Below are 12,740 nucleotides of genomic sequence, written 5' to 3'. Positions count from 1 at the left end.
GAAAGCCGGACATCCTATTTTGGTTGCCCGGCTTTCTTTCTCTAAAAAATAAAATAAGATGAAAACTAAATATTCTTATAAACAAATCTGGACAATCTCCTACCCTATCCTAATCAGTCTGATTATGGAACAGATGATTGGTATGACGGACACTGCTTTTCTGGGACGTGTCGGAGAAATCGAATTAGGTGCTTCCGCCATTGCAGGTGTATATTACCTTGCCATTTTCATGATGGCATTCGGTTTCAGCATCGGTGCCCAGATATTAATTGCGCGTCGCAATGGAGAAGGAAACTACAAGGAAATCGGACCCATTTTTTATCAGGGCATATATTTCCTGCTTGCCATGGCAGTGATTTTATTCACGTTCTCCATCGTATTCTCACCATATATCCTCAAGAATATCATTTCGTCTCCTCATATTTATGATGCAGCCGAAAGTTATATTCATTGGCGTGTGTACGGGTTCTTCTTCTCTTTCATCATGGTGATGTTCCGCGCCTTCTTTGTAGGTACGACACAAACCAAGACGCTGACTTTGAACTCTATTGTGATGGTACTTTCGAATGTGGTATTCAATTATATCCTGATTTTCGGTAAATTCGGTTTCCCGCAATTGGGAATTGCCGGTGCTGCTATCGGCTCTTCGCTGGCTGAAATGGTATCGGTGATTTTCTTTATCATCTATACCTGGAAGCGGATTGACTGCAGGAAGTATGCATTGAATATACTGCCTAAGTTCCAAGGGAAAACACTGAAACGAATACTGAATGTTTCTGTGTGGACAATGATTCAGAACTTTGTTTCTTTGTCTACCTGGTTTATGTTCTTTCTATTTGTGGAACATTTGGGAGAGCGCTCTTTGGCAATCGCGAACATTATCCGAAACGTGTCGGGAATCCCGTTTATGATTGCAATGGCATTTGCATCCACCTGTGGTTCATTGGTCAGCAATCTGATCGGTGCAGGTGAACAGGATTGTGTACGGGGTACTATCAGGCAGCACATTCGCATTGGATATATATTTGTATTGCCAATTCTGATATTCTTCTGTCTATTTCCGGATCTGATCCTACGTATTTATACAGATATGCCGGATTTGAGAGCAGCATCCGTGCCTTCACTATGGGTATTGTGTTCTGCCTATCTGGTGCTGGTGCCTGCCAATGTTTATTTCCAATCGGTATCAGGTACAGGGAATACGCGGACTGCACTGGCTATGGAACTTTGTGTATTGGCTATCTACGTCACATACTCTGCATATTTCATCATGTACCTGCGGATGGACGTCGCATTTGCCTGGACAACGGAATGCGTATATGGTATTTTCACGCTGATGTTCTGCTACTGGTATATGAAGAAAGGAAACTGGCAGAAAAAGAAGATTTAAATCCTTTTTTCACTATCTTCGCAAGAAAATAAACATTTTATAAAATATATGAGACAAGCTAATTTAATTATGATGTCGGCGGCAATGTTGTTAGCTGCCTGCGGAGGAACCAAAGACGCAGGCAAGACAGATCAGGTGCTTATCGAGAAATCGGATATTAAGATCGAAGGGAAGCGCATGACTCCCGAAGCACTTTGGGCTATGGGACGTATCGGCGGATTCGCCGTATCGCCCGACGGAAAGAAAATTGCGTATACGGTAGCGTATTACAGCGTACCGGAAAACAAAAGTAACCGCGAAGTTTTCGTGATGAACGCAGACGGAAGCGAAAACCAACAAATCACTCGTACCCCGTATCAGGAAAATGAGGTGACTTGGATTAAAGGAGGCACCAAACTGGCATTCTTAAGCAATGACAACGGAAGCAGCCAGCTTTATGAAATGAATCCGGATGGTAGCGGGCGCAAGCAGCTGACCAACTACGACGGAGATATTGAAGGATATTCCATCTCACCGGATGGCAAAAAACTGCTGTTTATTTCACAAGTAAAGACGAAAGAAAGCACTGCTGATAAGTATCCGGACCTGCCGAAAGCTACCGGTATCATCGTTACCGACCTGATGTACAAACATTGGGATGAATGGGTGACGACCGCTCCGCATCCTTTTGTTGCCGACTTTGATGGTAACGGCATTTCCAATATCGTGGATATTCTGAACGACGAACCGTATGAAAGTCCGATGAAGCCTTGGGGTGGCATCGAACAACTTGCCTGGAATACAACCTCGGACAAAGTGGCTTATACTTGCCGCAAAAAGACGGGACTGGAATATGCGATTTCTACCAATTCGGATATTTATGTATATGACCTGAACACCAAGAAAACGGAAAATATTACTGAAGAGAACAAAGGATATGATACCAATCCGCAATACTCACCGGACGGCAAGTATATTGCCTGGCAAAGCATGGAACGTGACGGATACGAAGCTGATCTGAACCGTCTGTTCATCATGAACCTGGAAACTGGCGAGAAGCGTTTTGTGAGTAAGGCATTCGAATCGAATGTGGATGCCTTTGTTTGGGGAGCAGATGCAAAAGTGATCTATTTCACAGGTGTGTGGCATGGAGAATCACAAATTTATGCGCTTGACCTGGCAAATGATTCGGTAAAGGCTATTACTTCAGGAATGTATGATTACGAAGGGGTAGCTCTTTTCGGAGATAAGCTGATTGCGAAACGTCATTCAATGAGTATGGGTGATGAGATTTACTCTGTGGCACTGGATGGTTCTACCACTCAACTGACACAGGAGAACAAACAAATCTATGACCAGTTGGAAATGGGTAAAGTGGAAGGTCGCTGGATGAAAACAACAGATGGTAAACAGATGTTGACATGGGTGATTTATCCTCCACAGTTTGATCCGAACAAGAAATATCCGACTTTACTGTTCTGCGAAGGAGGTCCGCAGAGTCCGGTAAGCCAGTTCTGGTCTTATCGCTGGAACTTCCAGATTATGGCAGCTAATGATTATATCATCGTTGCTCCGAACCGTCGCGGTTTGCCGGGATTCGGTGTGGAATGGAACGAACAGATTAGCGGCGATTACGGTGGCCAGTGTATGAAGGATTACTTCACTGCTATCGATGAAATGGCAAAAGAGCCGTATGTGGACAAAGATCGTCTGGGATGCGTAGGTGCCAGCTTCGGAGGATTCTCCGTATATTGGTTGGCCGGACATCACGACAAACGGTTCAAAGCGTTCATTGCTCATGATGGTATCTTCAACATGGAAATGCAATATCTGGAAACTGAAGAAAAATGGTTTGCCAACTGGGATATGGGAGGCGCATACTGGGAAAAACAGAATCCGGTGGCACAGCGTACGTTTGCCAACTCTCCTCACCTATTCGTAGAGAAATGGGATACTCCTATTCTCTGTATCCATGGAGAAAAAGACTACCGTATCCTGGCTAATCAGGCTATGGCTGCTTTTGATGCTGCCGTGATGCGTGGTGTTCCTGCAGAGCTGCTGATTTATCCGGATGAAAACCACTGGGTATTGAAGCCACAGAATGGAGTGTTATGGCAGCGCACATTCTTTGAATGGTTGGACAAATGGGTGAAGAAAGCTCCGTCTAAATAAAATTTTACGTTAATTACATAGTAGAATAAACATAGTAAACTAAAAGAAGCCCCTGTTCTCAATCTTTTGAGTTCAGGGGCTTCTCCATTGCATTCATCAAAATCGGCTAAAATTATAAAAAAGTTCGCTAAATTTACTCCGAATAAATATTTTCAATTCCTACAATATACATCTTATGGAAACCTCCATGAGCACCACCGTACCACTTTTCTATTGATTCTTTATCCAGAAAACATTCCGGTTTGATAGTGTCAGCATAAAGTTTCTTACATTCCAGACTCAAACGTGCCTGCTCGAACAGGACATTTCCTTTTTCTGTAAATACAGGTTTCAATCCGGTTTCTTTTACTTTATCCATATTACGTCCCGACTTGGAACCACAAACAGCGTGAATTTTCTTATTTTCTTCTCCTAAGAAAGAAAGTGTCAGGTAATCGTTCTTCTCTACAAACTCGTATGTATACCGTTCGGGACGGATAAAAACGAAAGCAACCGGTTTATTCCACAACCAGCCGATGCCACCCCAACTTGCTGTCATCGTGTTAAACTTCTCTTTTGTTCCGGCTGTAACCAGCATCCACTCTTTTCCAATCGCTTCGAAAAAATTTTCTTTCAAATCTTTTACTTCTAATTTCTTCATCTCTTTATTCGTAAATATGTATTCATAATTAGTTTATATAATAATTTAGGCACGGATTACACAGATTAACACGGTTACTTTGCAACAATAACAACACTAAAAACCGTGAAATCCGTACCTAGAAAAATAACGATTAATTCATGGCAGGTACTTATCTAATTATTTCTGTTTATTCAATTTCACAATCTCTCCCAAATAGGGAATCTTCACCGGAATCTTCCGTTTCTTAGCCTCTGTTGCGAAGACTTTCGGGGGATCATGCAAAGGCTCGTCAGACAAATCAAATGTGCCATAATGCATGGGAATGGTAAGCCCAGCATGCATTTCCTCGGCGGCAGTCAATGATTCGTAAGGCGATATATGATTGGGACGCATAAACCAGCGAGGTTTGTATGCCCCGATGCCTAACAAAGCATAATCCGGTGCTCCGAACAGATCGGGAATCTCACGGAAGTGACTGGAATAACCTGTATCACCGCTATAATAAAGAGAAATTCCATTTCCTTGCAGCATGAAAGCTCCCCACAGTCGCTGGCCACCATCACGTACGGAACGTTTGCTCCAGTGTTGTGCCGGTAGAAAAGTAATCTTCAATCCCTCATCTTCCATTTGTTGATACCATCCGGCTTCAATCACTTTCATTTCGGGAAACCATCCCTGAATCAGCTCACCGGTTCCCAAGCCGCAAAAGAGTTTCATTTGCGGGTTATTCTTCAGTAAACGGGCTATACTCTGTTTATCCAAATGATCGAAATGGTCATGGCTGACAAGTAGATAATCAATCCCTGTAAATATGTCAGGATTAGCGGGAAACTCGCTCTGTCTCTTCACAAAAGGAATACTGCCGAACACAGGATCGAACATGATTCGTTTACCTGCTAACTGGAGAAAGAAAGAATTATGTCCGAGCCATATCAGGGAATCTCCCACCACCGCATCCAATGAACGGAGATAACAAACTTTCGGATCCCATTTCACCGTTTTCTTCTCTTTGCGTTGGGGATTGGGCGAAAGACGCCATTTCAGTACACTCCCCATCCCCGGACGGAAGCGATGCTGCCGATTAAAAAAACGCCCGCGCACCATCGGATTTCCTCTCCAATAAGGGTTGACTGTCGCTAAACGTTCGTTTCTCCTAAAACATATATGTTCACCCATTTTTATTTCCTGAATACGTATTTACAAACTTACTAAAAATTTCTCGATTTACGATGAATTAGAGTAAACAAAAAATGTACCCCGGACACACTATCGGGGTACATTTACTTATAAAGGAATAAATATTATCCTTTTTTAATAGAATGAGACTTCGTTAAGAGCAGTGCAAGCCATACAAAGGCAGTTGCCAGCCAAGAGCTGAAAGATTAATAATCATTATGACTGCACCCAATATCCATAGAATCAATAGCGACCATTTCAAACCCGTTCCCATCGGTGACCAATGGAATAATTGCCGCAAGATAGTATACAAGAAAGCTCCTAACGGAATGCCGATGAGGGCAACTCCGGCAATCGTACCTAGCAGTGTCATCATTGGAGATACGGAAGCAACCGGCATCCAGTCGATGGCAGGCAGCATCTCGTAAAGCAGTGCTCCTCCGCTAACTGCCACGGCAATTGCTGCAAACACCAGTGCTACCAGTACAACGGCCAGTACGAACAAGACAGGGCAGCAGAGAATGACAAGAGCTACCAGAAATATTTTAAAGAGAACAGCAGCAATGGAAACAAATACATCGCCTATCTTTTGAAGAAAGGTACGAGGTTTGCCGGAGTTCATATAGTTGTTAACTCCGTCCGCTACACGTTCGAAACCGTCTGTCACTGTTTTGCCAATATTCTCAATGGTCACTGCTTCTCCACGCATACTCAATTTTTCCGCGGCAGTACGGGCTTCCGGAATAACGATCCATCCGATAATATAAAGTATAATCATCGGGCAATAAGGTACAAATACCAGGATAATCATCAATATACGCACTAATGTGATATCCCAACCGAAGTAAGCTGCCAACCCTGCCGCTACGCCTCCCAACAATTTATTATCCGGATCACGAAACCAGCGGCGTTGAGCAGCGGTTTGCGTACTGCCTTGATTAGCGGACGATGTTTGTTCCGTTCTTTTCTGTGAGTCCATATCCTCATCAGCAATTCCAAAGTCTTCCGGTTTGCCGACACGAGCGATAATTTCTTCTACATCCGAAACTGTGATGACCTGTTTTCCTTCAGTTACTTTCTCTGCAAACAGTTCGGCAATACGCATCTCAATATCGTTTACGATCTCTTCCGCACCCTCCTGTTTACGAAAGTAATGCTTCAAATTAGACAGATAATTATCTAACAATCGGTAGGCATCGTCATCTATATGATAGACAATTCCTCCTAAATTTATGGTCAATGTCTTTTTCATTTTTATTTCTTCTTTTTCGGATTATCTATTGGCTATATGATTCACTGTATCGTTAAGTTCTTTCCAGGAAATTTCCAGCTCTCCCAAAAAGACTTCTCCTTGTTCAGTGAGTTTATAGTATTTGCGGGGAGGTCCCTGGGTAGATTCCACCCACTCATAACTTAACAGGTCATCATTTTTCAGACGGGTAAGCAATGGATACAAGGTGCCTTCCACTACAATCAGTTGGGCTTCTTTCAATTTCTGAATAATATCAGAAGCATAAGCGGGCTCCTTGTGCAACAAAAGCATGATACAATATTCAAGCATGCCTTTCCTCATCTGTGATTTTACATTGTCTACTTTCATTATTCACTTCTTTTAGATGCACAAATATATGCATTACTTTAGTACCTTGCATTGCAAAGTACTATAAATTAACAATAATTAAAACATTAGAGACTCTCCACCTTATTATAAAAAGAAATAATGGCTATATTTGTGCCCGTTAAACCAAGAAATAGAAAATACGTATGTTTACAATTCGAAAAGCAACGGTAGCCGATTGCGAGCTTATTCATAAGATGGCAAAGGAGGTATTCCCCGCCACCTACAAGGAAATTTTATCTCCCGAACAACTGGATTATATGATGGACTGGATGTATGCTCCTTCCAATGTGCGCAAACAAATGGAGGAAGAGGGACATGTGTACTCCATTGCTTATAAGGAGAATGAACCATGCGGATACGTTTCCATTCAACAACAGGAAAAGGATGTATTCCATCTTCAGAAGATATATGTCCTCCCCCGTTTTCAGGGTACGCATTGCGGCAGTTTTTTATTCAAGGAAGCAATCAAGTGTATCAAGGAGATACACCCGGGATCTTGTTTGATGGAGCTCAACGTAAATCGTAATAATAAGGCTTTGCAGTTTTACGAGCACATGGGAATGAGAAAGTTGCGGGAAGGTGATTTCCCGATTGGTAACGGGTATTATATGAATGATTATATTATGGGACTGGATATTTGATATACAAACAAAATGCCCCGGAACATTTATGATACTTGTTCCGGGGCATTTTGTTTATTTAGTTAATGGCAAGATTTTATTTCGCTACACGTTCCAGCCATTTTAACATGAAAATCATTGTAAACATTGAAATCGTACAAGCTACAACAAACACAGTCCATGTCATCCAAATAGGAATTGATTCGTACAGGATAGCACCAATCACTAGCAACTGATTACCCAGTGCTGTTGCTCCCAGCCATCCTCCTTGCATAATACCTTGATATTTAGGAGGAGCAACCTTAGATACAAATGAAATTCCCAATGGAGAGATATACAGTTCAGCTACTGTTAAGATCAGATAGGTCAGCATCAATAAAAATGGAGTAACTTTCACTGGTGAAGTTCCAACAGCTACAATATCCTCATGCAACGGCAAATTAGCAAAATAAGATCCGACTGCCATTACAATAAATGCCAATGCAGCAATTCCCATACCGATGGCAATCTTTTTAGGAGTCGAAGGCTCTTTACCACGTCTACGCTGACTTGCAAAAATAGCCATAATCACCGGAGTCAGGAACACTACAAAAAATGGATTTAACGATTGGAAGAGCTCTGCTGAAATAGGCATACCAAACAGATTCAAGTCAGTATATTCTTTCGCAAAATAAGTCAAAGTCAGACCATTTTGATGGAATGAAAACCAAAAGAAAATAACAACACCAAATACAGCAAACAGAGCATACATACGTTGTTTTACTTCCTGTGCACTCATTTCTACAACTGTAGAAGATGCTGAAGAAGCAACGGTCTTTTTACTGGGATCCGGGAAGTTTTTCTTATTCAACCAATAAATGGTTAAAGAAATAGCCATAGCAATAATAGCTACCCCGAATGCGTAATGGAATCCAGTAGTAAAGACATTCAAATAATCTGAAGCGAAAGCCGTATAGTCTTGTACAGGAGCAGTAGAAGCTTTGGTAACTAAGGTATGATAAGTTTCAGTAGCTTCAGGCGACAAAGTACCTGCTAATTGACCATGGCACAAAGCAGGAAGATCAGCATCATAATTATAACCGAAAGTAGATAACCACCAGTTACGCACGCCTACAGCTGCAAACGGAGCAAAAATAGCACCGATATTAATAAACATATAAAATAAAGAGAAACCGGAGTCACGCATGTTGGCATATTGAGGATTATCGTACATCTGTCCTACCAATGCCTGCAAATTTCCTTTAAATAATCCGTTTCCAAATGCAATAACAAACAAACTAGCACAAGTAATAACCAGATAGAGCATCTTGTTATCTACCGGAGTCTTAGATGGAATAGCCAATAATAAATAACCAACTGCCATTAACACAATTCCTGTGAAAATAGTTCCTTTGTAGTTCCTCGTCTTATCGGCAATAATACCTCCGACCAACGCCAAAATGTAAATAGAAAAATAAAAAGTTGAGTAAATAAATCCTGCTTCTTTTCCATTCATTCCAAACTTGGCTTGCAAGAAAAGCACAAGGATAGCCATCATAGTATAAAAGCCAAAACGCTCACCTAGATTGGCTAAAGCGGCTGCTATCAGTCCTTTAGGGTGTTTGTTAAACATAGAATATAAATTATTAAATTAATGATTTAATGGTCGATACCACATATATTTTGCAAATATATACTTTTTCTCGAGTTTTTGCACAATGATTTGTTAAACTACTCCTCAAATAAACGACAAATTTCCGCCCTGGATTCACGAATCAAATCTTCCGGAGCTATTTTTATCTGAAGTCCCCGTACACCGGCACTTACATAAATATACGGAAATTGCTGGCTGGTTTCATGAATATAAGTAGGAAAATGCTTTTTCATACCGATCGGCGAACAACCTCCCCGGATATATCCGGTAAGTGGCAGAAGTTCTTTTACGGGAATCAACTCGCACTTCTTGTTACCCGAAGCTTTAGCTGCCAGTTTCAAATCAACTTCATGTTCTCCCGGAATGACACAGACAAAATATCCGCTTTTATCGCCGTGCAGAACAAGCGTTTTAAAGACCTGCTCGATGTTCTCTCCTAAACTTGCTGCCACATGAACAGCACTCAAGTCGTTTTCATCTACTTCGTAGGGAATTAATTCATAGGCTATCTTAGCCTTATCTAACAGCCGTGCGGCATTTGTTTTATTGATTTTCATTTTCGTTGTATTTATAAGTTCTGTATCTGATAAATAAAGAATATGATATGATAAGTGCCAACTCATCGAAGATTGTCCGATAAGTTGGCACTCTATGATTTAAATTAGAGACCCAGCTCTTCGCGAAGAAACTTAGGTGTATATCCTTTAGGGCTCTTCGCAACTTCTTCCGGTGTTCCGTAACTAAGGAGTTCTCCCCCGCCCTTACCACCTTCAGGGCCCATATCGATAATATAATCCGCCATTTTAATCACATCCAGATTGTGCTCGATGACGATAACAGTATTACCTTTATCTACAAGCTTATTCAATACTCCCATCAATACACGGATATCTTCAAAATGAAGTCCGGTAGTCGGTTCGTCAAGGATATAAAGAGTTTTGCCCGTATCTCTTTTTGATAGCTCCGTTGCCAGTTTCACACGCTGGCTTTCTCCGCCGGAAAGAGTGGTAGAAGATTGTCCCAGTTTTATATATCCGAGTCCGACATCCTGCAAGACTTTAATCTTATTCAAGATTTGCGGCACATTTTCAAAGAATTCCACAGCACGGTTGATCGTCATGTCAAGTACATCGGCAATTGATTTTCCCTTGAAACGTACTTCCAGTGTTTCCCGGTTATAACGTTTACCGTGACAAACCTCACAAGGCACATATACATCAGGAAGGAAATTCATTTCAATCGTCTTATAACCATTTCCCGTACATGCTTCACAACGCCCACCTGCAACATTAAAGGAGAAACGTCCCGGTTTATAACCGCGAATCTTAGCTTCCGGCAGACCCACAAACAGGTTACGGATATCAGAAAACACACCGGTATAAGTCGCAGGATTGGAGCGTGGCGTACGTCCCAAAGGTGATTGATCCACATCTACTACCTTATCTATATTTTCCAACCCTTCAATCGAATCGTATTCCAAAGGATCTTGTAAAGAACGATAGAATTTCTGTGAAAGAATCGGCTGCAAAGTTTCATTAATCAAGGTGGATTTTCCACTTCCTGATACACCAGTTACGCAAATCAGTTTACCCAACGGAAATTCAACATCTACATTCTTCAGGTTATTCCCCTTCGCTCCTTTCAGCCAGATAGATTTCCCATTTCCTTTTCTACGCTTGGCAGGGATTTCTATCTTCATCTTGCCATTCAGATATTGCGAAGTCATTGTATCTGTATTCAGCATCTCCTGCGGGGTTCCGGCGAAAACGACTTCGCCTCCGAGACGTCCGGCTTTCGGACCCATATCGATGACATAATCGGCAGCCAGCATCATATCCTTATCATGTTCCACTACAATCACGGAGTTCCCCATGTCGCGGAGTTCTTTCAACGAGTTGATAAGACGCAGATTATCACGCTGATGCAGACCGATACTCGGCTCGTCGAGAATATAAAGTACATTCACTAATTGCGAACCAATCTGTGTAGCCAAGCGGATACGCTGACTCTCACCACCGGAAAGACTAACAGAGCTACGATTCAATGCCAGATAATCCAGACCCACGTCCAGCAAGAACTTCAAACGTGTGCGAATCTCTTTCAGAATCTCCACCGATATTTTCTTCTGCTTATCGGACAGGAACTCATCCACCTTCATCAACCAGTCGTACAACTCGTTGATGTCCATATTCGCCAACTCATTGATATTCTTATCATGGATACGAAAATGCAAAGCTTCTTTATTCAAACGAGCCCCTTTACATTCGGGACAAACCGTTGTTTTGGCAAATTGTTCCGCCCATTTCTGTGCTGTTGCAGAAGCATCCTTTTCCTGCAACATCTGAATATACTTCACCACTCCTTCGTAAGTAACAAAGTAATCGGAGGAAGTACCGATCAGCGAACTCTTGATTTTAATCCGTTCATCAGAACCGTACAAGACTTCATCAATCGCATCGTCCGGCAACTCCTTTATCGGAGTTTTCAGTGTTGCGTCGTACTTCTCGAGCAAAGCACCGATTTGCCAGAAAATCATCGTATTCTTATATTTTCCCAAAGGTGCTATCGCTCCTTCATAAATGGAAAGTTCACGATCGGGAATCACTTTGTCCACATCAATCTGATTGACTACTCCCAATCCCTTACACTTCGGACATGCCCCTTGCGGTGAATTGAATGAGAAGTTATGCGGAGCCGGTTCACGATAAGACAATCCGGTGACAGGACACATGAGCCGCTTACTATAATGACGGATGCTTTCAGACTGGGCATCCAGAATCATCATCAACCCATCTCCCTGGCGCATAGCGGTTGCCACACTCTGTTTCAAGCGCCGGTCATCTTTCTCCGCTACCACTAATTTATCAATAACCACTTCTACATCGTGATTTTTATAGCGGTCGAGTTTCATGCCATGCGTTATTTCACGCACTTCACCGTCCACCCGTACATACAGGTATCCTTTTTTACGTATTTGTTCGAAAAGTTCCCTGTAATGTCCCTTACGTGAACGAACTAGCGGAGCCAGCAGACATATTTTCTTTCCTTTATAATCTTTCAGAATCAAGTCCAGAATCTGCTCTTCGGTATATTTCACCATCTCCTCACCCGACAGATACGAATAAGCCACTCCAGCACGGGCATACAGCAAACGGAGATAATCATATATCTCCGTAGTCGTTCCTACGGTAGAACGGGGATTTTTATTCGTTGTTTTCTGTTCTATGGAGATAACCGGACTCAAACCAGTTATCTTATCGACATCCGGACGTTCCAGATTGCCCAAGAAGTTACGGGCATACGCTGAAAAAGTTTCGATATAACGACGCTGTCCTTCGGCAAAAATCGTATCGAAGGCTAAAGAAGATTTTCCACTACCGCTCAATCCCGTGATAACAGTCAAACTGTTACGGGGAATTTCGGCATCAATATCCTTTAAATTGTGCACGCGCGCACCGTACACATTAATATATTCTGTTTCCTGCATATTCATATCCTTCCATAAATGTTGCAAAATTAATGTTTCC

Annotated in this window: 10 protein-coding genes; 3 read left to right on the top strand and 7 right to left on the bottom strand. The window is 42.0% G+C overall.

Annotation, left to right across the window (positions count from 1 at the left end; genetic code table 11):
* The first annotated feature begins 58 nt into the window (after nt 1-58).
* On the top strand, nt 59-1,390 hold the full coding sequence (gene bexA, locus N5O98_RS04345) for a multidrug efflux MATE transporter BexA (protein WP_004309255.1): 1,332 nt from the start codon (nt 59-61) through the stop codon (nt 1,388-1,390).
* 48 nt (nt 1,391-1,438) lie between these two features.
* Nucleotides 1,439-3,541 carry a S9 family peptidase gene (locus N5O98_RS04340; protein ID WP_008776616.1) on the top strand — a complete coding sequence of 701 codons (2,103 nt, stop codon included), beginning with the start codon at nt 1,439-1,441 and terminating at the stop codon, nt 3,539-3,541.
* 133 nt (nt 3,542-3,674) lie between these two features.
* Here N5O98_RS04340 and N5O98_RS04335 read toward each other — a convergent pair whose 3' ends face one another.
* The 4 genes from N5O98_RS04335 to N5O98_RS04320 all read right to left on the bottom strand — a co-directional run bounded on the left by N5O98_RS04335 (nt 3,675) and on the right by N5O98_RS04320 (nt 6,939).
* On the bottom strand, nt 3,675-4,181 hold the full coding sequence (locus N5O98_RS04335) for a flavin reductase family protein (protein ID WP_004309257.1): 507 nt from the start codon (nt 4,179-4,181) through the stop codon (nt 3,675-3,677).
* Nucleotides 4,182-4,340: 159 nt separating this feature from the next.
* On the bottom strand, nt 4,341-5,339 hold the full coding sequence (locus N5O98_RS04330) for an MBL fold metallo-hydrolase (protein WP_004309258.1): 999 nt from the start codon (nt 5,337-5,339) through the stop codon (nt 4,341-4,343).
* Nucleotides 5,340-5,493: 154 nt separating this feature from the next.
* Nucleotides 5,494-6,591: a PspC domain-containing protein gene (locus N5O98_RS04325; RefSeq protein ID WP_004299979.1), complete on the bottom strand. Its 1,098-nt coding sequence runs from the start codon at nt 6,589-6,591 to the stop codon at nt 5,494-5,496.
* Between the two features lie 21 nt (nt 6,592-6,612).
* Nucleotides 6,613-6,939, bottom strand: a complete 327-nt coding sequence (locus N5O98_RS04320; protein WP_004299980.1) for a PadR family transcriptional regulator — start codon at nt 6,937-6,939, stop codon at nt 6,613-6,615.
* Between the two features lie 164 nt (nt 6,940-7,103).
* Here N5O98_RS04320 and N5O98_RS04315 point away from each other — a divergent pair, with 164 nt between their 5' ends.
* Nucleotides 7,104-7,601, top strand: a complete 498-nt coding sequence (locus N5O98_RS04315; RefSeq protein WP_004309259.1) for a GNAT family N-acetyltransferase — start codon at nt 7,104-7,106, stop codon at nt 7,599-7,601.
* 76 nt (nt 7,602-7,677) lie between these two features.
* Here N5O98_RS04315 and N5O98_RS04310 read toward each other — a convergent pair whose 3' ends face one another.
* From N5O98_RS04310 to uvrA, 3 genes are all read right to left on the bottom strand, one after another.
* Entirely contained in the window at nt 7,678-9,192 is a 1,515-nt protein-coding gene (locus N5O98_RS04310) for a peptide MFS transporter (RefSeq protein WP_004299982.1), read from the bottom strand.
* 98 nt (nt 9,193-9,290) lie between these two features.
* Entirely contained in the window at nt 9,291-9,770 is a 480-nt protein-coding gene (gene ybaK, locus N5O98_RS04305) for a Cys-tRNA(Pro) deacylase (RefSeq protein ID WP_004309260.1), read from the bottom strand.
* Between the two features lie 104 nt (nt 9,771-9,874).
* Nucleotides 9,875-12,700 (bottom strand): excinuclease ABC subunit UvrA, encoded by a 2,826-nt coding sequence (gene uvrA / locus N5O98_RS04300; RefSeq protein WP_022199795.1) that lies wholly within the window; start codon nt 12,698-12,700, stop codon nt 9,875-9,877.
* Between the last annotated feature and the right edge of the window lie 40 nt (nt 12,701-12,740).

This window comes from Bacteroides sp. LFL-34 (genome assembly GCF_027257075.1).
GTDB lineage: Bacteria > Bacteroidota > Bacteroidia > Bacteroidales > Bacteroidaceae > Bacteroides > Bacteroides ovatus.
This window is presented reverse-complemented; position numbering and strand designations above follow the sequence as displayed.